Genomic DNA, 21,219 nt, shown 5'->3' on the forward strand with positions numbered 1-21,219 from the left:
CTATGCTGAGGTCGCCGCCGCCTCCGACCCAACGGCCCCGTCAAGGAAGACAAGTTGACTCCGCACTCCCTCGCGTTCTACCTGGACGTGGTCGCCTCCGGAACGGTGCTTGGTGCGAAGCCGACGGACAGCCCCGATCAGGTCACCGTGGTCCTGGGGCCCGACTTCGCCGAGAACTCCCGTGACGACCACACCATGTGGCGCGACTACGGAATGGTCGAGTTCTTCTGGCAGCGGGAGACGCCGGACCACCCCTGGGAGGGGCACCACTTCACGCTGCAGGTGCATCGGCTGTCGTACCGGGGTGACGGCATCGTCAACCAGGCGATTCGCGACCGGTACGGGCGCTTCGACCGGCACCTCCGGTTCGACAAACTGGAGCGACTGCTGGGGAAGCGCGGCCTGCCCCTGGAGGACGTGCCGGACGCGAACGGTCCGGACTACACCCAGCACTGGCAGCCCGCTTCGCAGGTGTCCGTCCTGGCGTACCGGGCCCACCCGCAGTGGCGGCAACGTCGGCGCGGCGACGATCGTCTCGGAGATGTGTACAAGATCTCTTCGTCGGTGAGCGCCGAGGAAGTGGCCTGGGACAGGAAGCGCTACGGCGGTCAGGACACCCACCAGACACCACCTGAAGGATAACCACCAGCCGGGAGGTGCTCAGCCGCCGCCGCTCACCCCGGCCACGGCCGGCGCGGCGGTCCTCTCCTCGGACGTCCGCCCCTTCCGCGGGCCGGCGGGACCGGGCCGGTGGATGCGCTTGCCGGCTCGTGTGCGCCGTCACGGGCAGCTGGAATGAACCGTAATCATGGATACCTTCCCGAAGGCCGCACTAGGCTGGCTGCCGAAGGAAGTTGACGCATCGTCATATGACTGTCCGCAACGGTGTCTGCTGCGCCCCGAGTGCCTCGGGTCGACGACGCCCCGACGACCGAATCGACGAGAGGGGCCGGACATGACGCGTTCCCGGAGGCCGGCACGGTACGGCTTCTTGCCGGGAGTTCTGAGCCTGGTGGTCTTGTTCGCGCTGAGCGGCTGCGCAACCAGCTCCGGCGGGTCCGCGCACGCCGAACCCGCGAAACCGGCGCCGGATGTCTGCGCGATGGCGACCGAGGAGGAGGTCGGGGCGGTCCTCGGCCAACCGGCCAAGGGAAGCCGGGACGACACCGCCCTTCCCGGCCTCACGCAGTGCACCTACGTGAACGCCGCCAAGGGCCGCACCGTCTTCGTCACCCTGCTGCCCTACGAGGTCAGCCGACTCACCAAGCCCGGCACACCGGTGGCCGGAGTGGGCGACGTGGCCCTGTACGAGGAAGCCTCGATCGGTGGCCATCTGTACGTGCGCAAGGGCTCGGTCAACTTCGCCGTCAACTACGCGTTCGACCCCCTTGCCCCGGGAATCCCCGACGAGCACTCCAGCCAGATCCGTGACCACCTCGAAACGCTGGCCCGCGCGATCGTGTCAAGGCTGTGAGCGGCCGCTTGTGCGAGGCCGCAGGAGGACGGCCCCGACGACTGTGGCGGGGGCGGCGTAGGAGGACGGATGCGGCCGGTCACGCTCAGCGGTGGACCCGCAGCTCGCGGCAGCGCCAGGACAGCTGCCGCGCGTCCGCCCGAGGTCGGCGGTGGCCCCACTGCCCGTCGGCCACGGACAGGTTGACGACGAGCCAGGCGCGCCAGGTCGGGCCCACGCCCTTGCCGTCGGCGTGGACCTGGCGGCCGTCCACCGACCAGTCCACCGAGTCGGTGCCGAACAGGCAGCTGACGGCAAGCCACTTGCCGGGCGTGACCAGGCCGTTCAGGTAGACAGGTTCACCGGGACGGACGTGGTTGCTCAGCTCCAGCATCCGCGGGTGGTCGTCGTGGTACTCGAAGACGTCCACCTCGCCGTGGCCCGGCTGCGGGTGGCCGGGGGAGACGTCCCGGCCCCAGGTCCAGATCGCCGGCCAGACGCCCTGCGCGACCGACAGCAGGCACTGCGCCTCCAGCCGGTCACCGGGCCGCAGTTCGAACCCGCCCTCGGTGTTCTCCGTGGTCACCAGCGGGGTCCGCCATCGGCGCGAGGTCTCGCGGACGGCCGTGAACCTGTCCCCGTCCGGCCCGTAGCCGGGCACCAGGTGGTCCAGCTTGTTGTCGGCCGGGTTGAGGCCGTTCGACGGGTAGGCGGACGAGACCCCGGCCGCCCACTGCCTGCGATCGGAGAACGGGGCGTCGAACACCACGGTCGGTCCGGCCGGCAGGCCACTCGGCGGAAGCGATTCGGTCACCGGGCGCTCCTTGGTTCGCATGATCGGGTCACCGCGGATATGCCCGTCGAGCAGTACCCCGATCGCCCGGCCAACCGGCGCGCGGAGGTGCGAGCGCCCGCACTCAGGGGCGTGACCGCACGGGTCGCCGCGCGCTCACGCCCTCCCGGACTCGCCCTCCTGGCGGGCGTGCTCAGCGGCGCAGGGACTCGCCGTGGTCGCGCCACTGTTCTCCGGTTTCGCGGCCCTGCTGCTCTGCCTGTCGGCCGGTGTCGCGGCCCTGCTGTTCCAGTTGGCGGGAAAGGTCGCGCGGCTCCGGGGTCGAGGCGTCGGCAGGGCGGGCGGCCGGTTCCGTGAGGGTGGTGACGGCGGTGGGGTCCGAGGCGGGCTCGGTGTCGTCGCGTTCGGCGGCCGTGCACCCGGTGGCGGCTGCCACGGTGAGGGCGAGGGCGGCCAGCGTGAGAAGGCGGGGTCGGCGGTTCATGGCACCATCCTGGTGCTCCCGGCTCGGCGGACGGGGCGCGGAAAGTCCCGTCGGATGTGGTCTTTCGTCACTGATGCGCAGGCCGACCCCGGGGCGCTCCCTGAGCTGCCCGTGCTGCGCCCGCGGCAGGGGAGCGGCACGGCCCCCGCTGACGGGCCGTCCGGGGACGGGGCCGCGTGAAGCCGCCGGTCCGGGGCACACGGTCCCGCATGATGACACCAGGGGGCAGACCCTTCATCCGGTGGACACTCCCGGCGCTGGCGGCCCAGGCCGTCCTGCTGGTGCTGGCCGGACTCCTCGTCACGCACCCGCCGTTCGGCCTCTGGGACCCCCGGGAGTCGACGGTGGTGACCTGGCTGGCGGAGCACCGGACCCCGGCACTGGACCGTGCCTCCGGATGGGTCTCGGCGGTCGCGTTCACGCCCGCCGTCGTCACCGTGACCGCGCTGGTGATGCTGGCCCTGGTGCTCGCGGGCCGGCCGCGCCGGTGGCGGGAGGCGCTGTTCCTCGGCGGCGCGGTGCTCGCCCAGGCCGTCGTCTTCGTGTCGGCGGCGGCCCTGGTGGACCGGGCCCGCCCCGACGTGGTCCGGCTGGACGGGGCGCTGCCCACCTCCAGCTTCCCGTCCGGGCACGTGGGCGCCGCGACCGCCCTGTACGGGGCGCTGGCCGTGCTCCTCCTGCGGTCGGCGCACGGCCGACGGTGGAGGGTGCCGATCGGCGCGCTGGCCTGCCTGGTACCGCTGGTGGTCGCGGTGAGCCGGCTCTACCGGGGGATGCACTATCCGAGCGACGTGCTGGCCGGGTTGCTGAACGGCGCCGCCGCTCTGCTGGTGCTGAGCCCGTTCCTGCGGCCCCGACGGGACCCGGCCGCCTCGGCCTCGCCCGGCCGGGTCCCGTCGAGGAGCGGAGGGACGGGCGGGCCGGCGAACCGGCGGGTGATGGTGGTGTCCAATCCCGCGGTGGCCGGCCCGGAGGTCCTCGACGACGTCCTCGTGGTGCTGGCCGAGCACGGTTACCGCGAGCCCCGGCTGGCCGAGACCGACCCGGACGACCTCGGGCGGTCGGCCGCGGCCCGGGCGGTGGCCGACGGCTTCCCGCTGCTGGTGGTCTGCGGCGGCGACGGCACCGTCACCGCCTGCGCCCAGGCCCTCGCCGGGACCAGGACGGCGCTGGCCGTCGTCCCGTGCGGCACCGGCAACCTGCTCGCCCGCAACCTCGGCCTGCCGACCTCGCCGGCCCGTGCGCTGGCCGCCGCGCTCGACGGCGCGCCGCGCCGGATCGACCTGGCGCTGGCGGAGGGCGACGGCATCGAGCCGACCCTGGTCGGCGTGATGGCCGGGATCGGCCTGGACGCGGCCGTCATGGCGGACACCGGACGTGACCTCAAGCGCCGCCTGGGCTGGGCCGCCTACGGGGTGGGCATCGTCCGGCACCTGCGGGACCGGAGGATGCGGCTGGCCGTCACGCTCGACGACGGAGCCACCTTCCACCGCCGGGCCGCGATGGCCGTGGTGGGCAACGTCGGCTCGCTCCAGGGCGGCGTACGCCTGCTGCCGCAGGCGGAGCCGGACGACGGTGTGCTCGACCTGGTGCTGCTCCAGCCCCGGGGGCTGGTGGGCTGGTGCGGCGCCGTACTCCGGCTGGTGACCGGCCGTCAGGGCCGGGCGGAGCGGGAGACCCGGCCGGGCGGACCCGACCGGGACGGGCGGTCGGCCGGAGCGAGCAGCCTGGAGCACTTCCGTGGCCGCCGGATCACGCTCGTCGCCGAGCGCGGGACCCCGCGTGAGCTGGACGGCGAGCCGGTGGAGGACGGTCGGCGCCTGCAACTGACCGTACGGCCCGGCGCCCTGCTGGTGCACGCGCCGGTCCCGGCCGGCCGCCGAGGCGACCCGACCGAGGGCATGGCGTCGCCACCGGGTACCGAAGACCGCCCGGCGGCCGAGGCCGGTGGCCGACCGGTCGGGGCGGCGGGCTGATGGGCACCGCGCGGAGGGTGCGCGGCCGGGGCGAGGAGCTGTCCGCCGACGATGCCGTCGCGACCCTGCGGAAGCACGGGCGCTGGCCGCTGTTCCGCGACGCCCTGGTCCGCTTCCGGTACGCCGACGGTTTCAGTCACGCGCGGGCCCTGGCCTTCCAGACCGTCCTGGCCGTCGTGCCGTTCGTCATCGCCGTGATCGGCCTCTCCGAGGTCATGCACACCGAGCGGATCGGGAAGGTCGCGGAGCTCACCATCGAGCGGTTCACCGCAGGCCCGAGCGCGGACATGGTCCGCGAGGTGCTGGACCGCAGCCGGACGCGGGCCGGTTCGGGCGGCTCCGTGGCGCTCTGGTTCGGCCTGGTGTTCTCGATGGTCAACCTGGTCACGGCGATGAGCCAGATCGAACGCGGCGCGAACCGCATCTACGGCATCGAGCGGGACCGCCCGGCGGATCGCAAGTACGGCCGGGGCGTGCTGATGGCCGTCCTGGCCGGGCTGCCGATGGGAGCGGGCTTCGTGGTCCTGGTGGCCGGCCCGGAGATCGCCGCCTCGGTGGCCGACGTCTACCAACCGGGCACCGGGGTGACGACCATCTGGACGGTGCTCCGCTGGCCGCTGGGTTTCGGCCTGGCCCTGCTCTCCGCCGTGGTGATCTTCCGGCGGGCGCCGCGTCGCAAGCAGCCGGGCTACAGCTGGCTCGCCTTCGGTGCCGCCGTGCACCTCGTGCTCTGGATGGCCGCCACCTGGTTGCTCCGCCTCTACCTGCGGATCAGCGGGTCCTTCGACGCCGTGTACGGCCCCCTCAGCGCGGGCGTCTCACTCCTGGTCTGGGCCTACCTGACGGCGATCGCCCTGCTGCTCGGGATCTCGTTCGCGGCCCAGCTGGAGGCGGACCGGAACGGCCAGCGCACGCCGGTCAGCCCGGATCCGGGGGCTGACCAGCCCGAACGGGGGTAGCAGCAGCAGCGTGAAGACCGACATCCGATGCCTCCTCCGCCGTCTTCCGCGCCGATCGCTGCGTGCCGCCGACCGTCGCTTCGGCGGGCGGCTGCTGGTGGTGGCAGGTGCGTTCACCCTCGCCTCGGTGCCGGCCGGCCTCCTGCTGGTGCTGATCGAGGCCGGCTGGCAGCCACTGGCCGAGCTCGACCGAGGGGCCGCAGAGCGGCTGCACGCCACGGTGCTGGAGCACCCGGCGCTGCTGTCCGTGATCCGCCTGCTGAGCGACCGCGTGTGGGATCCGGTCACCATGCGGCTGGCGGTCGCGGCGGCGGTGGGCTGGCTGCTCTACCGGCGTGCGTGGCGGCTGGCCGCGTGGGCGGCGGCCACCGAGATCGCGGCCGGTCTCACCGGTCTCCTGGTCAAACTGGTGGTCGGCCGGGTCCGCCCCAGCCTGCCCGACCCCGTGGCGCTCGCGCCCGGGTACTCCTTCCCCTCCGGGCACGCGATGACGGCGGCCACCTCCTGTGCGGTGCTGCTGCTGGTCCTGGAACCGGTGGTCCCCCGGGGGCTCCGGTGGGCCGCCCGAGCCCTGGCGGCGGTGTCCGTCCTCGGCGTGGGCTTCACCCGGGTCGCCCTGGGCGTGCACTGGGCCAGCGACGTGCTCGGCGGCTGGCTGCTCGGGGCAGGGCTGGTGGCGGCGACGGCCTGGACCTTCGACACGTGGCGCCGGGAGACCGGCCGCGGCGTGCCGCCGGTGACGGCGGGCCTGGAGCCGGAGCTGGCGACCGCAGGATCCGAAGGGCCGGAGGCACCTGCCCGCGGCCAGCGGTGACGGTACGTCAGGCCCGGGCCGGGCCGCCCGGTCGGGGCCGCCGAAATCGGTGGGGGAGCGGGGTGGGTGGGTGGCGCGGTTCGGGGTAGCCGGGAGGTGACAAGGACGCCACCCGCTCCGGATCAGGGGCGGGTCGGCTCCATCACGACCTGAGGAGTGGCCCACCGATGACGACAGGGATACCGGGGAACGACGCCACCACGCCGTCCGTCGACGAGCTGACCACCCAAGCCGACCGCACCCGCGAGGAGTTGAGCCACAGCATGAAGGGCCTCACCGATGACACCGACGCTACCGTCCGCGCCGTGACCGCCGCCAAGCACCAGGCCCAGGAGATCGCCGAACACGCCGCCACCCTGGTCCGTGACACCGTCACCCACGCGATCGACAGTGCCCACACCCCCGCTGTCCGCGAACACCTCGACCAGGCCGCCACCCTGGCCCGCGACACCGCAGCACATCTCGCGCACCTCACCACCGAACACACCCCGTCGCAGCTCCAGGTGCAGGTCGGCCGCGTCGCCAGGGCCGCCCGCAGCAACCCCAAGCCCGTCCTGGTCGCGGCCACCGCCGCGATCCTCACCGCCCTCGTGCTGCGCCGTCTGCTCGACGGACGCCGGTGAGAGTGGCGAAGATCGTCTACAAGCCGGTGGGGTTGGTCCTGGGGGCGACCGCGGGTCTGGTGGCGAAGGCACTGTCCAAACAGGCGTGGAAGCTCGTCAGCCGTGACGGCACCCCCAACGCCACGGACGAGCACCGGACCTGGCAGGCGATCCTGGTGGCAGCCGCCGTGCAGGGCGCCGTCTTCGGGACGGTGAAGGCCACCGTGGACCGTGGCGGTGCGATCCTCACCCGCCGCCTGACCGGCGGCCGACCGGCCTGACGGCCGGACCGAGCGCCCGGTGCCCACGAACTCCGCCCGGTGCCCACGGGCATCCGGCGGAGGTGGGTGCGCCGGGGCCGGGCCGGTCGGGACCGCGCCGGTGAAGTACTGGATCTCCCGTCAGCACCGCCCAGCTGTCCCTCACCGAACAGCCATTCACCCGAGAGCCCCGTACAGGGCCTGACCTTCCATCAGACCCCGGGCCTCCTCCACCACCTGATCGCCACCTGCCCCACTTGCCGACCACCCACCCCAGGGCAGACCTCCGGCTAGTGCACGCAGAACTCGTTGCCCTCCGGGTCCGTCATGACCGTCCACTCGCCGGCCGGTTCCTTGACGTGGCGGAAGACCTGCGCGCCGAGGGCGGTCAGGCGCTCGACCTCCTGGTCCCGCTCGCCGGCCGGGCCGTGCAGGTCGATGTGCAGGCGGTTCTTGACGGTCTTCTTCTCCGACTCCGGCACCCGGTTGAAGAGCAGCCGACGACCCAGTCCAGTGCCGCTCTCCGGGTCGAACGGCTCGTCCGGGTGCCGGACCGCCGCGGCGTCGCGCCAGGCCTGCCGGTCGCCGTGCTCGATGACGAGATCGGTCGGGATGGCGCCGAGGCCGAGCAGTTTGCCGATCAGCGGGCTGTGGTCCTCGACCGTGTAGTGCAGCGCGGCGGCCCAGAAGCCGGCCTGTGCGTGCGGGTCGTGGGAGTCGACAACGAGCTTCCAGTGCAGCGGGGTTGGTGTCATGGGCGGCACCCTACCGACCCGCACCGACAGGGCTGCCGACGCCGCGCCCGGCGGACGGCGGGTCAGATCCCGGAGGTGGCGCCGAGGGAGCCGGCGGCGACGGCTGCGGTGAGGGCGGCGTGGTCGGCGACGGTCCGGTCCGCGTAGTGCAGGGCGAAGTCGGCGATCGCCCGGTCGAAAGTGTCGGTGTCGCCGAGGTAGCCGGCGATCGCGATCCGGTCGCCGGAGCGGGCGTGCGCGCGGGCCAGGGCGGTGCCGCACAGCCGGGCGTACTGGCGGAGGGTGGCGGGGGTCATGGTCTCGACGACGGCCGACCCCTTCATGTCGCGGAGCTGGCGACCGTAGAAGTGCCGGCCGTTCGGCCCGGTCATCCAGCCGAGGAAGATGTCGCCGGCGGCCTGCATCAGCCGCTGCCCCGCGACCACCCGGTGCCCCTGGTGCTCGTGGCCGCCTGTCGGCAGGTGGTCCGCCAGGACGGACCGGCCGGCCTCCTTGACCTGGAGGAAGAGCGGGTCCTGCTCGTCCCGGCCGGTCAGCAGGATGATGAAGCAGCGGGTGCCGACACTCCCCACACCGACCACCTTCCGTGCCGTGTCGACGAAGCTGAACCGGTCCAGGAGCAGTCGGCGCTCCTCAGGGAGGGTGCTGCGGTACTCGCTGAAGATCTTGCCGACGGCCCGCAGCTCGGTGCTGCTCACCGCCTCCAGCAGCGGCGGGTCCTGCAGGATGCGCTGGCGGCCGTCCCGGCGCTCGGTGAGCTTGCCGAGCGCCTGCAGGCTGGTCCGGCGGCGGGCCCGGCCGAGGTTGGCCTCGGCCCGGCGGCGGTTCCTGGGGTCGCGGATCAGGTCGAGCACCTGCTCGGCGTCGATCCGCTCGTACCAGACCGCGAGTTCGCCCAGCTCGGCCAGCTGCCGGACGGCGAGCCGGTAGGCCCGGGCGGCCGCGCGGGCGGCCCGCCAGGCCTGCTCGTCACCGTGCCCGTTGTCGCGGGCGGCCACCGCGACGCTGGCGGCGAGGCGCTTGACGTCCCACTCGAACGGCCCCGGCAGGGTCTCGTCGAAGTCGTTGAGGTCGAACAGCAACGCCCGTTCCGGGGAGGCGAACACGCCGAAGTTCAGCAGGTGCGCGTCGCCGCAGAGCTGGACGGTCAGCCCGGTGTTCGGCACGGCCGCCAGGTCGGCGGCCATCACGGCGGCCGCACCGCGCAGGAAGGTGAACGGGGACACCGCCATCCGGCCGTACCGGATCGGCAGCAGCTCGGCGACCCGGTCGGAGCCCTGCCGCTCCAGTACGGCGAGCGGGTCCGGCCGGTCGGCGGCCGCAGTCCAGCGGCCGTGCGCCGAGCGGGTGACGGTCCTTCGGGCGGCGCGGCCGCGGCGTGCTCGCTCGGCTGGGCTGGTCATGGGGCGTTCCTGTCGTCCGTCGCTCGTACTCGTCGCTCGTGGGGTGGTGGGTGCTCCGGGTCAGCTCTTCCTGCCCCGGGCGGCCGTCTTCTTCGTGGCGGCCGCCGGGCGTCGGGGTGCGGCGGCCGCTGGCGCGGGCGGCGGGGTCGGTGCTGTCCGGGTGGACGGCGTGGTCCGGGTGGTCCGCGTGGTCGGCCACTTGAGTTCGATCTCCAGCTCGATGTGTCCGTCGCCGACCTCGACCTCGAACTCGCTGGTGAGTTCGTCGGGGACCCGCAGGGTGAGCTTCCCCGAGCCCAGGTCCAGCTCGGCGGTGCCGCCGCTTCGCAGCGCCTCGGCCAGTGCGGCGAGCCGGTCGGCCACCTCCAGGCGGGAGAGCGTGCCCTCTTGCTCGAACTTCAGGTCCTTCACGGTGCCTCCGATGCGGCGGAACAGCAGGTAGGGCCCATTCTGTGTCCGGGCAGCGCGGCGGGCACCCGGGCGCGATCGGTCGGTCCGTCAGGTCCGGGGCGTGTCCCGCAGGACGGTGGTCTACAGTGCCGGTGAGGGGCGGACCGAGGCGGAGACCGGAGCGGACGATGAAGGCAGCTCGGTTCAGCAGCTTCGGTGGCCCCGAGGTCCTGGAGATCGTGGAACTCGCCGACCCGCAGCCCGGGCCGGGCCAGGTCCGGATCGTGGTGCGCGCGGCCGGGGTCAACCCGAGCGACTGGAAGAAGCGCCAGGGCCTGATGGACCAGGAGCTTCCGCAGACCCTGGGCCACGAGGCGGCGGGCGTCGTCGACCGGCTCGGTGACGGTGTGTCGGACGTCGCCGTGGGCGACCGCGTCTTCGGCCTCTCGGGTGAAGGCGCGGCGCAGGCCGAGTCGGCGGTGCTCGACCACTACGTCCCCCTGCCGCCCGCCCTCGACTTCGCCACCGCTGCGGCGCTGCCCGCCGCACTGGAGACGGCCGCGCGGTCCCTGGACCAGCTCGGCGTGACGGCCGGCTCGACGCTCCTGGTCAACGGCGCCTCGGGCAGCATCGGCAGCGCGGCGGTCCAACTCGCCGTGGCCCGGGGAGCCCGGGTGATCGGCACGGCCGGACCGGCCAACCACGACCACCTGCGCGCGCTCGGAGCCGAACCCGTCGCGTACGGCGAGGGCATGGCCGCCCGGGTCCGCACCCTCGCTCCCGGCGGGGTCGACCTGGCCCTCGACGTCGCGGGCAGCGGCGTACTGCCCGAACTCATCGCGTTGGCGGGCGCCCCGGCGAACGTGGTGACGATCGCCGACTTCGCCGGTGCCCGCGACCACGGCGTCCGGTTCAGCCGGGGGGACACCGGCCGGGCGCTGTACGTGCTCACGGAGATCGGGCCGCTGATCGAGGCGGGACGGTTCCTGCCGCCCACCGTACGGACCTTCCCGCTCGCCGACATCGCCGAGGCGCACCGCGTGGGCGAGGCCGGCGGTCTGCGCGGGAAGCTCGTACTGCTGGTCGACTGAGTCGGCCGCTGCTCGTCCGGGGCTCCGGCCGCCGGCCGAGAGGGCGGTCCGCGAGGGCGGCGACCTCAGGAGCCACCTGGGTCACGAAGCCCGGTGGGATCCCGGGTGGTACGCGCTACTTCGGTGCCTGGAAGCCGCCGATCCTCTGTTCGAGCAGTTCGGCCAGCCGCAGTGGGGTGCGGTCCTCGAACATCGGACCGATGAGCTGCACTCCGACCGGGAGGCCCTCGGGGGACCGGCCCGCCGGTACGGCGGTGGCGGGCAGGCCGGGCATGGTGGCCAGGCCGGCCCAGACGAGTTGGTCGAAGTACGGGTACGCGACACCGTCGACGTCGATCCGGCGCTGTAGTGGATCGGGGTGGTGGTCGTGCGGAAAGGCCGGGGTGGGGGTGACGGGGCACAGCACGACGTCGAACTCGGTGAAGAGCTGCCGCCAGCCGTGTCGGTGGAGCTCGCGGCGGCCGTTCGTCTCGAGCCAGTCGCTGTGGCTGAGCACCGTGCCGCGCAGCCGCGCAATGCCGAGGGTTTCGGTGTCCGGGCTCACCTCGGCAATGCGGGCCTGCACCTGCTCACGGCCTTCGACGGGAAAGCGTATGACGGAGCTCGAGGCGAGCAACTGCATGGAGAGCATGGCGGCTTCGCGCAGGTCGGGGAGCAGTGCACTGTGCCGTTCGACGCGGGCGCCGCTGTCGGCCAGCGCGTCGGCCACGCGGTTGACGCCCGCCCGTACGGCGGATCCGGTCGCGATGAGCGGATGGTCCTCGACGACAAGGACTCGGAAGTCGCGGAGCTCCTGGTGGAGCGCCGGCGGCAGCCGCAGGTCGTACGCCGAACCGTGCGTCAGCGGGTCCGGCCCGGCCATGACGTCGAGCAGGAGGGTGAGGTCACGGGCGCTGCGTGCCATCGGACCGACGACGGCGAGGTCAAGTTCGACCGGCAAGGCCGGCGCGGGCGCGGGGTCATACCGCGGTTCGCCGCCAGCCCGAGGGTCGGCTTGTGTGCGTAGACACCGCAGAAGCGTGCGGGGGTGCGCAACGAGCCGGCGATGTCGGAGCCGATGGACAGTGCGCCCTGCGGCAGAGGGTTCGCCGGATCGCCAGCGACACGCGGCGGGATCACCGACGGTGTCGCCGCTGGTTGGGCGAGGACGCCATCATGCCTCCGGCGGGATGGCGAACGGGTCGTACCCCTCGGGCATGAGGCACCCGTAGTCCTGCAGGGGGAGTGGATCGTTCAGCACGATCTGCTGCCGTTCGCCCGCAGGGGAGAGTCCGTCCGGGCGGTCCAGAACCCGTTGTCCGGGGCGTCCGGTGCTTGCGGGTACGTCGGCTGCGAGTCGGCCGAAGCGGTCCATCAGAGCCCACACGGCGTCGTAGACATCGCCGATGAATTCGGCTGCCCTCTCCTCGGTCATTTCAGGGTCGGTTTCGCGGAGCGCCGCGCGGGCCGCTGTGACCAAGCGCTCCGGATCGACGACCACTACGTCCTGGCGCATCCGAACGCTGATCGTCATGCCCGCCGTCGGGGTTGTCGTCTCGTCCACCGGCTCACGGTACTGCGTCGGAGGCGCGACCGACTGCGGATTCTCCCTTCGGCATGGCCGGCAGGGTGCACCCCGGATCTGAGCTGGTGGTTTCCGGTCTGACCTGAACTCCATCGCTGATGCTGTCGGGGCTGTTGATGGTTGTGCGGACGCCGTACAGCCGGCGCCACCACATAGAGAACCCCGGCAAGGCTACGACCGGTCGCTATCGGCCAACACCCTTGTACGGCGATTCAGTTGAACCAGCGGCATCCTGGCGGCCGGTGGCCGCTGCCAGACCTGTTGCGGCCTGCGTGGTTGGAAGGGATCGTGCCGTTCACCGACCGGTTGTCTGCGGTCAGTCCAGGTCGTAGTCGTAGGTACAGGGGGCGGACGGTGCGCCAGGTTCGACGGTGCAGCGGCCGCTCCCGCGCAGCCCGGTGAGCTCGCCGGTGCCGGTGCCGGTGCCGGATCCGGATCCGGATCCGGGCGCGACCGTGAAGGTGCAGCGCACGGTGCTGTGGGCGTCGAACGAGCCGCGCTCTTCGAGGGCGAAGGCGCCCTTGCGTCCGTCGAGACCGCCGGCCAGGACCTCCATGCCGGTGAACGTGCCGGTCTTCTCCGTGACGTAGACGATGGCGTGCTCACAGGTGGTCGTGGCGGCTTCGATGCCGCCGTCGAAGACGTCGGTCACGGAGGCATGGGCGAGTCTCGGGCTCGCCTCGGCCGGGGTGACGGGGCGCTCCTCCCCGTTGGCGAGGGTGAAGCGGCAGGTGATCTGCGTGGGTGCGGAAGTCCTCCCGATCAGTCGCGCAACGTCGTCCGTACGGCGTGAGCGATCGGGGAGAGGACGCGCAGGTCGGCCGGGCGGACGAGGGACATGGCGCGGCCGTCGCGCAGGACCACGGCGATCTCCGTTCCCTGGGTGGTGAGTCGGGTGAGTGCGGTGTCGGCGGGCTCGCCGTGGCCGCAGTGCGGCAGGGGCGGGCCGGGGTGGCTGCCGAGGGGGTCGGTGGGGGTGGCGCGGCCGGCCCGGAGGGTGGTTTCGAGGTCGGACAGGGTGACCGAGCCGGTGAGTTCGGGGGCGGTGGGGCGGCGGCCGTCCGGGCAGGGGCCGGTGGGCAGGACGGCGGGTCGGCCCGCTTCGGCGAGGGTGCGCAGGGCGGCGAGGGCGTCCCCGACGGTGGTGTGGGTGTTGAGGTAGGGGAGGGGCGCGGTGTGCTCGTCGGTGGGGGCGGCGTCGCCGACCCGGGGGTGCGAGGGGTCGCCGTCCAGGAAGCCCAGGCGGAGCATCCAGGTGTCGTCGAAGTACTTGGAGAGGTACTGCCGTCCGGAGTCGGGGAGGATGACCACCACGACCGCGTCCGGGCCGGCCTCGGCGGCCACCTGCCGGGCCGCCGCCAGTGCCGTACCGGACGAGCCGCCGACCAGCAGGCCCTGCTCGCGGGCGAGTTGGCGGAGGGTCAGCAGGGCGTCGTGGTCGGCGACGGGCAGGACGCGGTCGACGACGTCCTGGTGGTAGGACTTGGGCCAGGTGTCCGCGAGGGTGTCCGGGTGGCGGAAGTGCCCGGCGGCCTCGATGAAGTACGGGCTGCCGTCGCCGCCCGCGTACACCGAGGAGGCCGGGTCCGCGCCGATCACCTGGACGCGGCCGTCGCTGGCCTCCTTGAGGTAGCGGCCGGTGCCGCTGATGGTGCCGCCGGTGCCGATGCAGGAGACCAGGTGGGTGATCCGGCCGTCGGTCTGCCGCCAGATCTCCGGCCCGGTGCTCAAGTAGTGCGCCTCCGGGTTGGCCGGGTTGTCGTACTGGTCGGCGAGCCAGCCGTTAGGCGTCTCGGCGGCGATCCTGGCCGCCGTGTTCACCGGGTGGTCCGGGTGCTCGCGGGGGAGTCCGGCGGGTCGGACCACGACCTCGGCGCCCAGCGCCCGCAGGGTGGCGGTCTTCTCGCTGCTCACCCGGTCGGAGACCACGACGACGGCGCGGTACCCCCTCTCGGCGGCCACCATCGCGATCCCGATGCCGGTGTTGCCCGAGGTGGCCTCGACGATCGTGCCGCCGGGCCGCAACAGCCCGTCCCGCTCGGCCTGTCGCACCATGTTGGCCGCGATCCGGTCCTTCACGCTGCCGCCCACGCTCAGGTACTCCAGCTTGGCGTAGACGGCCGCACCCCGGTCGCCCTCGGGCGTCCGTACGCGCACCAGCGGGGTGCGGCCGATCAGGTCGAGCACAGACTCGTGAGCATCCATGGCGCCAACCTTGCCAGGCGGTGATCGGGACGGACCAGTGGGGCACAGGACGCGGGTTGCCACCGGCGGAGGGAGGAACTGTCGCCAGCGCGCGGACGGGGCGCGCGGGTTCCGTCCGCGCGCTGGGTGGGGGCGGTACTCGCGGTGGCGGGATCTACGCTGGTGGGGGCCGGTTTCGCGAGGTCTCGTCGCAGTCGTAGGAGGACCGAGGGTGCGTCACATCCGCATCGCGCTCGCCGTGGTGCTGGTCGCCGTGGGCGGGGCTGCTCTGGGGGCCGCCGGGGGTGACGAGGGGTCGGTGGTGCGGGGCGAGTCGATGCTCCTGCTGTCGGACCCGCAGGCGCAGCTCAAGCTCCACCGGGTGACCGACGCGGTCCAGGACTGGGCGGAGGCCGGGCCGGCCGCCTCCCTGGGGTACGCCGGTACGGTGATCGACGCGCCGAACCGGCGGGCGGACATCTACTGGGCGGGTGAGTTGCCTGCGGTGGTGCGGGAGTTGATCGGGGCGAACTCCTCGCCCGGCCTCACCGTCACGGTCCGTCCCGGCGCCTACTCGCGGGTGGAGATGCAGGCGGCGGTGGACAGGTTCGTCGCGGCGGCCGGGCCCGGGGTGTGGACCTCGGTCGGTCCGAAGGAGGACGGCAGCGGCATCGCGGTCACCTACGATCCGGCTGCGGCCGGGCCGCTGGCCGGGGCACGGGTCAGCGACGAGAGGTACGCCGAACGCGCCGGTGCCCTGGCCGGGATGGCGGTGACCGCGCGTCCCGGCGGGGTGACCGTCCCGCTGTCCGGCGGCCGCCGGGTGGACACCGCTCCGTACTACGCGGGTGCGCAGGTGCGGACCTCGACGGCCGACTTCTGCTCGGCGGCCTTCACCGGCTGGAAGGGTGCGGCCAGGGTCCAACTCACCGCCGGTCACTGCGGTGCGGGTCGCTACTACAGCGGGGCGGACCGCTACATCGGTGACCGGATCGCGGTGGACGCCGGTCTGGACGTCGGCCTGATCGGCATCAACGGTGACGGCGGGGTGCGTTTCTACGACGGCCGCTGGTCGGACACCGGCGGATCGTCGCGCCGGGTCTACGGCTCCGGCCGCAACAACGTCGGTGACCTGGTCTGCCTCAGCGGTGCGCAGTCCGGCTGGGTCTGCGACGTGAAGGTCACCAGCGTCGACGTGCGGACCAAGGACGCCGCCGGGGCCGTGACCACGCCGGTCGACGTGGCCGAATCCCGTGGCGGCGACCACCGCCCGATCGTGGCCAAGGGCGACAGCGGCGGCCCGGTCCTCGCCGACCCCTCCGGGCCGGGCGAGGACATGGCGGCCCGTGGGGTCGTGATCGCCGGCGGCTCCTCCACCGAGGTCGGCTGCCCGGCCAACTCGACGGCCACGCCGACCCGTTGCTACTGGCAGGTGATCTACGTCCCGATGACCCCGATCGTGAGCCGGCTCGGCTTCTCCCTCTCCTGACCCGGGAAGCGCGCCGACCTGCCGACGGACCGTGGTGCGGGCAGCGGACCGGCGGCCCTCGAAGCTGTGAAGGCCGCCGGGTGTCGCACGGTCATCGGTCAGGCGACTGAAGCGGCGTCAGGTTCGGTGCGGCCGGTGTGCCGACGGGTGCGGAGCAGGAGGCCGAGCGTGGTGGCCGCGGCCAGGACGGCGAGGACGATGCCGGTGCGGAACAGGTTGTGGACGTCGGCCGGGCCGATCCCGTACTGGGGCGGGGCGACCAGGAGTGTCCAGGGCAGGGCGGCCAGGGCGATGCCTGCGGCCCGCAGGGGGTCGGTGTCCGGGGCGGCGAGCAGCCCGAGGTAGGCGAGGCCGATCACGAAGGCGGGCCAAGCGGTGGCGACGTCGAACAGGGCCTGGTAGCTGGGCGGGAAGGAGACGTGGCGGTAGAAGCTGTCGTCGTAGGGCCAGGCGTTGAGCCAGAGGGCGGCGGCGCCGCTCATCGGCAGCGCGACGGCCAGGGCGGCGGCCGTGGTCCGGGAGCGGTCCTGCCGGGTGAGGTCGACGGCGTCGGGCGGTGCGACCAGGACCAGGACGCCGATGACGCTCCAGAGCACGGGCAGGCTGCTGCCCCGGTCGAGCCCCGCACCCGGGGCGGCCTGCGCCACCACCGCGCCGACGATCCGGGCCACGACGGCCACCAGGACCAGGGCCCGGGCCGGCGTCCAACGGCCGAGGGCGGCGCAGAGCAGGGCGAGCACCCAGGGCGCGGTCTGTGCCGCGCCCACGGCGATCCGGACGGCGGGGCTCCCCAACTCCCAGGAGTCGGACAGGAACAGGTCGAGCAGCAGGTGGACCAGACTCACCGCCGCGCCGCCGGCCAGCAGGAACGGCGCGGCGCCGGCGATGATCCGGCCCGCCGGGTCGCGGGAGCTGAGCTTGGTGCGCAGCCGGACGGCGTGTGCGGCGAGGGCGGACCACTCGCGCAGGGCGGTGCGTCGGTCGGTGTGCTCCACGGCCTCGGCGAAGACGGCGGTGATCTCCGCGCCGTGCGCCGCCCGGTACGCGGCGGGATACAGGACGTCCAGGGGGAGCCGTCCCAGCAGGCCGGGGGCGGGGAGGTGCGAGTGCGTCATGCCGTCCCCCCGGCGGTCCGCAGGGTCGGCTGCGGGCTGCCGAGGGCGAGCCGGCGGTCGGCCTCGGCCACCCCCGCGCGCAGCCGCTCGGTCTCGGCGGCCAGGGTCTCCCGGCCCGGTTCGGTCAGCGCGAAGCTGCGGCGCAGCCGCCCGGCGACGACCTCTTCGTGGTCGATCCTGATCAGCCCCTGCTGGAGCAGGCGGTCCAGGGCCGTGTAGAGGGTGCCGGTGAGCATCTTGGTCCGGCCGCCGGTGATCGCCAGGACTTCCTGGACGATCGCGTAGCCGTGCCGGGGCGCGTCGGCGAGTGCGGTGAGCACGAGCCGGGTCGGTTCCTGTAGTTGACGATCTGCCATACCGAGACCATAGATCAACGGCTTAGATATGTCGATGGTTTAGCTATGGAGTGAGATCGGGCCGGCTCCGCTCGTCCTCCTGACGGGATCCGGGGTCAGGCGTCCTTCCGGAGTGCGTACAGCACGTTGTTCCTGAGCGGGGGGATGCGGGTCTCCAGGAAGGGGGCCCAGTCCGGCAGTGCGGTGGCGATCGCCGAGCGGAGTTCCCGGCGGCTGGGGAAGTCGACGGTGCGGTCCCCGGAGATGTAGCGGTCGGCGGCGTAGGCCAGCCAGTGGGCGGCACCGGCGTCGCGCTCCCAGTCCTTGATGGCCAGGACCGCGCCCGGTGCGGCGAGGGAGGCCGCGTCCTGGATCAGTTGCCGGCGCTGCGGGACCGGGACGTGGTGCAGGACGTCGACGATCATGACGAGGTCGAACGGCTCCGGGTCCTCCGCGATCAACTGAGAGGTGCTCATCGACCGGAACCGGGCGCGGTCAGGATCGCCCAGGAAGAGGCGGCCGGGCGCGGGGGCGATGTCGATGCCCAGGTAACTCGAGGTGGGCGACCGGGCGGTGAGCCGATGGGCGAGGGCGGCGTCACCGCAGCCGACCTCCAGAACTCGCCGGGCAGGGCCGAGGCTGAGCAGGGTGGTGGCGAGGTCGTCCAGGTTGATGAAGGCCGAGCGATAGAGGTTCGCGGCCGGTACCTCCAGGCTTCCGAGACGGTTCCTGACCAGGGTGCCGAGACTCATGGGGGTGCCTTTCGGTCGGGCTTCGAATGAGGAGCGTGCCCGACGTCGGCTCAACGAAACGGGCTGGTGGCGAGTCACGCCGCCGGGGCCCGGATCACCCGCGGCGGCGAGCGCCCTCGGCCGGCCCGGTGAGCGCGGCAGGCCCGGCGGCCAGGGCGAGAAAACGATCGCCGGCGATCGCCGGAGCGGAGTAGGCTGCGCTGAGACGGCCGGACAACTGCTCATCGGAGCAGGATGGTTGGCCGCGATCGAGAGGGATACGGCCTATCGGCAGACACGTGCCGGTCGCCCTGTGGCGACTGCTCGGATTCAGCCAGACGCAGCCAGATGGCAGGGGCATGTCCATGCCCCGGATCTGGAAGCGGATCACCGGATGACCACCCCCGCGCGTCCTCCACGGGACGGCTCGGGTCATCGTCCGCAGCTGCTCCGAAATCGCGCGTGGGAAGAGGTTCGTATCGTGGAGATCGCTCCGCTGGTCGGGATCGTCAGCCTGGCCGTCGTCGCCACCACCGGCATTTCCCGGCAGCTCCGAGGAGCCGTGCCGGAGGTCGTCGCGCTGGTCACCACAGTGATCGACGCCGCCCGGGAGATAGCCCGCCATCTGCGCGCCGCTCCGGACGCCGGGGGTGCCAACGGCCGGGAGTGGCACCAGTTGCCCCTCGCGCCGATGACCGTCCTGACGGTCGGCGACGACGTCGCCCAGCATGCGGAGGAAGTCTCCGACGGTGACGATCCCCCACCGTCACCCGCGACCTGACGCCGACGGGTCTGCTGCTACGACGCCGCCGGGCTCCGGTACTGCTGCCCCCGGGGGGCAGCAGTACCGAGGGTCGCTCGACTGAACGGGTGGTTGTGAGTGTCGGTGACCGCATCGCGATCATCCGGCGTGGTCAATTGATCGCGCCGTGCACCAGCACGGTGTGATCCACCGTCAGGAGTGCTCATGCGTGTCCGCCGCACCACCCCCGCAGTGCCCACGTCCACCCGTGGCCGCAGCTCCGCCCTGCTGGCCGGCCTGACCGCGGCCGTGGTCGCCGTCCCGCTGTCCCTGGCGGGTGCCGGAGTGGCGTACGCCGCCCCGGGGCCGGCCGTGACCTGCACCCTGAACGGGACCTCGGTCAGTCCGGTCGCGGAGATCACCGGGACCGCCGGCAACGACGTCCTGGAGTGCGCGAACGGGGTGCCGGCCGGCCACCCGATCGACCTGCTCGGCGGGGACGACTCCGTCACCATCCGCGGTGGTACCGCCAGTGACGTGCGCGGTGGTGACGGCAACGACACCATCACCCTCACCGGCGCCGAGGGGTCCGACGCGATGATCGGGAAGATCGTGGTGGACGGCGGCGCCGGGAACGACAAGTTCTCCATCACCGGCGGTGCCGGGCGCACGGGGGCCACCGGCGCCACCGGGGCGAACGGCAACAGCACCGACACCGGCATCGGCGGGCGTGGCGCCACGGGCGGGACGGGTGGCAGCGGCGGTGTCGGCAACCCGGCCGGGAACGTGATCGGCGGCCCCGGCGCGGACACCATCAACGCCTATGGCGGCAAGGCCGGTTCGGGCGGTTCCGGCGGCCGGGGCGGCGACAGCGTGGAGGACCGGCCCGGTGGGCTCGGCGGCCGCGGCGGGGCCGGTGGCGAGCGCGGCATCCCGTACTCCGGCGGCACCTTCAGCTACGACGCCGAGGACACCTTCAAGGCCTACTACGGCCCGTACGGGAACGAGGGGGCGGTCGGCGCGCGCGGTGCCAACGGCCCGACGTACAAGGGCTGAACCGGCGGGTGGTGTGCGCGGGCCGCGCACCCGCGCACCCCGGTCACACCTGCGCGAGCCGCTGCTGCCACCAGGCGAGGGTGGCCGCGAGTGCCTCGTCCACCGGGGTGGCCTCCTCGCCGAACGTGGCGGTCCAGGCCCGCGAGTCGATCTCGAACGGCCGGTCGAACTGGTAACGGACCTCGCGCAGTTCGGCGAGGGTGGGGTTGGCGAGACCGGCCAGGCGCAGCGGCCACCACGGGAGCCCGCCGACCTTGGCCGGGGGGAGGCCCGCCAGCCTGGCCGTCCGCCGGAGCAGCTCCCTGACGGGGAGGGCCGGTGCGGTGGGTACGTGCCAGGCGCGGCCCCAGGCCCGCTCCTCGGTGCCGAGGCGGACCAGGGTGCGGGCGATGTCGGGCAGGTAGCTGAAGCTGTGCGGCGCGTCCGGGTCGCCGAGCACGCGGACGGGCTTGCCGGCGAGCAGCGGCGTCATCACCCGCTGGGCGAGGTAGCCGGGGTCGACGACGCCCGGCCCGAAGTAGTCGGAGGCGCGGGCCTCCGTGACGCGGACCCGGCCGGCCTCGTGCCGGGCCAGGGCGTCGCGCCAGAGGGTGGCGCGCACCCGGGCCTTGGCGCCGGTGCCCGCGAGCGGGTGGCTCTCGGTGAACGGCCGGTCGGCGGGACCGTAGGCGTACAGGTTGCCCATCATGACCAGCACCGCGCCGGTGGCCTCGGCCGCGGCCAGCACCGAGTCGGCGATCGGCGGCCAGTCGGTGGGCCAGCGGTGGTAGGCGGGGCTCGCGCAGTTGTAGATCACCTCGGCGCCGTCGGCGGCCTTGCGCAGGGCTGCGGTGTCGGTGACGTCCAGCGCGGTGCGGCCGGCGCCGCCCGAGCGGGTCAGCACCGTGACCTCCCGGCCCTGCTCGGTGAGCAGGGCTGCGGTGGCGGCGCCGATCGGGCCGCTGCCGATGACGATGTGACGGGCCATGGGTTCCTCCCCGGTGATGGAGAGCAGTGCTCTCCCGGGGGCAGTCTGGTCGGCCG

Annotated in this window: 23 protein-coding genes and 1 pseudogene; 11 read left to right on the forward strand and 13 right to left on the reverse strand. The window is 73.3% G+C overall.

The window, feature by feature from the left end:
• Window positions 1-54 precede the first annotated feature (54 nt).
• Together ACIRPK_RS17040 and ACIRPK_RS17045 are read left to right on the forward strand one after the other, a co-directional pair.
• Window positions 55-642 (forward strand): hypothetical protein, encoded by a 588-nt coding sequence (locus ACIRPK_RS17040; RefSeq protein WP_403039108.1) that lies wholly within the window; start codon window positions 55-57, stop codon window positions 640-642.
• 460 nt (window positions 643-1,102) lie between these two features.
• Window positions 1,103-1,474, forward strand: a complete 372-nt coding sequence (locus ACIRPK_RS17045) for a hypothetical protein (protein ID WP_403039110.1) — start codon at window positions 1,103-1,105, stop codon at window positions 1,472-1,474.
• Between the two features lie 85 nt (window positions 1,475-1,559).
• On the opposite strand, the gene ACIRPK_RS17050 is transcribed toward ACIRPK_RS17045, so the two are convergent.
• Both ACIRPK_RS17050 and ACIRPK_RS17055 read right to left on the reverse strand, forming a co-directional pair.
• Window positions 1,560-2,267 carry a beta-glucanase gene (locus tag ACIRPK_RS17050; protein WP_403039113.1) on the reverse strand — a complete coding sequence of 236 codons (708 nt, stop codon included), beginning with the start codon at window positions 2,265-2,267 and terminating at the stop codon, window positions 1,560-1,562.
• 172 nt (window positions 2,268-2,439) lie between these two features.
• Window positions 2,440-2,730 carry a hypothetical protein gene (locus tag ACIRPK_RS17055; protein ID WP_403039115.1) on the reverse strand — a complete coding sequence of 97 codons (291 nt, stop codon included), beginning with the start codon at window positions 2,728-2,730 and terminating at the stop codon, window positions 2,440-2,442.
• A gap of 209 nt (window positions 2,731-2,939) precedes the next feature.
• Here ACIRPK_RS17055 and ACIRPK_RS17060 point away from each other — a divergent pair, with 209 nt between their 5' ends.
• The 5 genes from ACIRPK_RS17060 (at window position 2,940) to ACIRPK_RS17080 (ending at window position 7,362) form a co-directional block, all read left to right on the forward strand.
• Window positions 2,940-4,706: a diacylglycerol kinase family protein gene (locus ACIRPK_RS17060; RefSeq protein ID WP_403039118.1), complete on the forward strand. Its 1,767-nt coding sequence runs from the start codon at window positions 2,940-2,942 to the stop codon at window positions 4,704-4,706.
• Window positions 4,706-5,665, forward strand: a complete 960-nt coding sequence (locus ACIRPK_RS17065) for a YihY/virulence factor BrkB family protein (RefSeq protein ID WP_403039121.1) — start codon at window positions 4,706-4,708, stop codon at window positions 5,663-5,665. The genes ACIRPK_RS17060 and ACIRPK_RS17065 overlap by 1 nt, the downstream gene beginning before the upstream one ends.
• Window positions 5,666-5,675: 10 nt before the next feature.
• Window positions 5,676-6,479 (forward strand): phosphatase PAP2 family protein, encoded by an 804-nt coding sequence (locus tag ACIRPK_RS17070; protein ID WP_403039124.1) that lies wholly within the window; start codon window positions 5,676-5,678, stop codon window positions 6,477-6,479.
• 167 nt (window positions 6,480-6,646) lie between these two features.
• The gene (locus tag ACIRPK_RS17075) at window positions 6,647-7,102 is read left to right on the forward strand and encodes a hypothetical protein (RefSeq protein WP_403039126.1); all 456 of its coding nucleotides are present in this window, start codon (window positions 6,647-6,649) and stop codon (window positions 7,100-7,102) included.
• A 2-nt stretch (window positions 7,103-7,104) separates the two neighbouring features.
• Window positions 7,105-7,362, forward strand: coding sequence for a DUF4235 domain-containing protein (locus ACIRPK_RS17080; RefSeq protein ID WP_403039128.1), 258 nt, complete (start codon window positions 7,105-7,107; stop codon window positions 7,360-7,362).
• A 269-nt stretch (window positions 7,363-7,631) separates the two neighbouring features.
• Here the strand turns inward: ACIRPK_RS17080 and ACIRPK_RS17085 are convergent, their stop codons facing one another.
• The 3 genes from ACIRPK_RS17085 to ACIRPK_RS17095 form a co-directional block, all read right to left on the reverse strand.
• Window positions 7,632-8,096: a VOC family protein gene (locus ACIRPK_RS17085; protein WP_403039131.1), complete on the reverse strand. Its 465-nt coding sequence runs from the start codon at window positions 8,094-8,096 to the stop codon at window positions 7,632-7,634.
• Window positions 8,097-8,158: 62 nt separating this feature from the next.
• Window positions 8,159-9,499, reverse strand: coding sequence for a DUF2252 domain-containing protein (locus ACIRPK_RS17090; RefSeq protein WP_403039134.1), 1,341 nt, complete (start codon window positions 9,497-9,499; stop codon window positions 8,159-8,161).
• Between the two features lie 60 nt (window positions 9,500-9,559).
• Window positions 9,560-9,910 carry an amphi-Trp domain-containing protein gene (locus tag ACIRPK_RS17095; RefSeq protein ID WP_403039137.1) on the reverse strand — a complete coding sequence of 117 codons (351 nt, stop codon included), beginning with the start codon at window positions 9,908-9,910 and terminating at the stop codon, window positions 9,560-9,562.
• Window positions 9,911-10,077: 167 nt separating this feature from the next.
• Here ACIRPK_RS17095 and ACIRPK_RS17100 point away from each other — a divergent pair, with 167 nt between their 5' ends.
• Window positions 10,078-10,980 carry an NADP-dependent oxidoreductase gene (locus ACIRPK_RS17100; RefSeq protein WP_403039140.1) on the forward strand — a complete coding sequence of 301 codons (903 nt, stop codon included), beginning with the start codon at window positions 10,078-10,080 and terminating at the stop codon, window positions 10,978-10,980.
• A 115-nt stretch (window positions 10,981-11,095) separates the two neighbouring features.
• Here ACIRPK_RS17100 and ACIRPK_RS17105 read toward each other — a convergent pair.
• The 4 genes and pseudogenes from ACIRPK_RS17105 to ACIRPK_RS17120 form a co-directional block, all read right to left on the reverse strand.
• A pseudogene (locus ACIRPK_RS17105) lies at window positions 11,096-12,051 on the reverse strand (amidase family protein); the annotation flags it as partial.
• Window positions 12,052-12,133: 82 nt separating this feature from the next.
• On the reverse strand, window positions 12,134-12,523 hold the full coding sequence (locus ACIRPK_RS17110) for a hypothetical protein (protein ID WP_403039143.1): 390 nt from the start codon (window positions 12,521-12,523) through the stop codon (window positions 12,134-12,136).
• A gap of 337 nt (window positions 12,524-12,860) precedes the next feature.
• Window positions 12,861-13,310 (reverse strand): DUF3224 domain-containing protein, encoded by a 450-nt coding sequence (locus ACIRPK_RS17115; protein WP_403039193.1) that lies wholly within the window; start codon window positions 13,308-13,310, stop codon window positions 12,861-12,863.
• On the reverse strand, window positions 13,307-14,749 hold the full coding sequence (locus ACIRPK_RS17120; RefSeq protein ID WP_403039146.1) for a pyridoxal-phosphate dependent enzyme: 1,443 nt from the start codon (window positions 14,747-14,749) through the stop codon (window positions 13,307-13,309). The genes ACIRPK_RS17115 and ACIRPK_RS17120 overlap by 4 nt, the downstream gene beginning before the upstream one ends.
• A 211-nt stretch (window positions 14,750-14,960) precedes the next feature.
• On the opposite strand from ACIRPK_RS17120, the gene ACIRPK_RS17125 reads away from it, so the two are divergent.
• Window positions 14,961-16,217: a hypothetical protein gene (locus ACIRPK_RS17125; RefSeq protein WP_403039149.1), complete on the forward strand. Its 1,257-nt coding sequence runs from the start codon at window positions 14,961-14,963 to the stop codon at window positions 16,215-16,217.
• A gap of 98 nt (window positions 16,218-16,315) precedes the next feature.
• Here ACIRPK_RS17125 and ACIRPK_RS17130 read toward each other — a convergent pair whose 3' ends face one another.
• From ACIRPK_RS17130 to ACIRPK_RS17140, 3 genes are all read right to left on the reverse strand, one after another.
• Window positions 16,316-17,332: a hypothetical protein gene (locus ACIRPK_RS17130; RefSeq protein ID WP_403039152.1), complete on the reverse strand. Its 1,017-nt coding sequence runs from the start codon at window positions 17,330-17,332 to the stop codon at window positions 16,316-16,318.
• On the reverse strand, window positions 17,329-17,688 hold the full coding sequence (locus ACIRPK_RS17135) for a PadR family transcriptional regulator (protein WP_403039155.1): 360 nt from the start codon (window positions 17,686-17,688) through the stop codon (window positions 17,329-17,331). Before ACIRPK_RS17135 ends, ACIRPK_RS17130 begins: the two co-directional genes overlap by 4 nt.
• 95 nt (window positions 17,689-17,783) lie before the next feature.
• Window positions 17,784-18,419 (reverse strand): class I SAM-dependent methyltransferase, encoded by a 636-nt coding sequence (locus tag ACIRPK_RS17140; RefSeq protein WP_403039158.1) that lies wholly within the window; start codon window positions 18,417-18,419, stop codon window positions 17,784-17,786.
• A 460-nt stretch (window positions 18,420-18,879) separates the two neighbouring features.
• Here ACIRPK_RS17140 and ACIRPK_RS17145 point away from each other — a divergent pair, with 460 nt between their 5' ends.
• Together ACIRPK_RS17145 and ACIRPK_RS17150 are read left to right on the forward strand one after the other, a co-directional pair.
• Window positions 18,880-19,179, forward strand: coding sequence for a hypothetical protein (locus ACIRPK_RS17145; RefSeq protein WP_403039161.1), 300 nt, complete (start codon window positions 18,880-18,882; stop codon window positions 19,177-19,179).
• Between the two features lie 186 nt (window positions 19,180-19,365).
• Complete coding sequence (locus ACIRPK_RS17150; RefSeq protein WP_403039164.1) at window positions 19,366-20,196, forward strand: hypothetical protein; 831 nt, start codon at window positions 19,366-19,368, stop codon at window positions 20,194-20,196.
• A 43-nt stretch (window positions 20,197-20,239) separates the two neighbouring features.
• On the opposite strand, the gene ACIRPK_RS17155 is transcribed toward ACIRPK_RS17150, so the two are convergent.
• Window positions 20,240-21,163 carry an NAD-dependent epimerase/dehydratase family protein gene (locus ACIRPK_RS17155; protein WP_403039167.1) on the reverse strand — a complete coding sequence of 308 codons (924 nt, stop codon included), beginning with the start codon at window positions 21,161-21,163 and terminating at the stop codon, window positions 20,240-20,242.
• Between the last annotated feature and the right edge of the window lie 56 nt (window positions 21,164-21,219).

The organism is Kitasatospora sp. NPDC101801 (assembly GCF_044766665.1).
Classification (GTDB): Bacteria; Actinomycetota; Actinomycetes; order Streptomycetales; family Streptomycetaceae; genus Kitasatospora.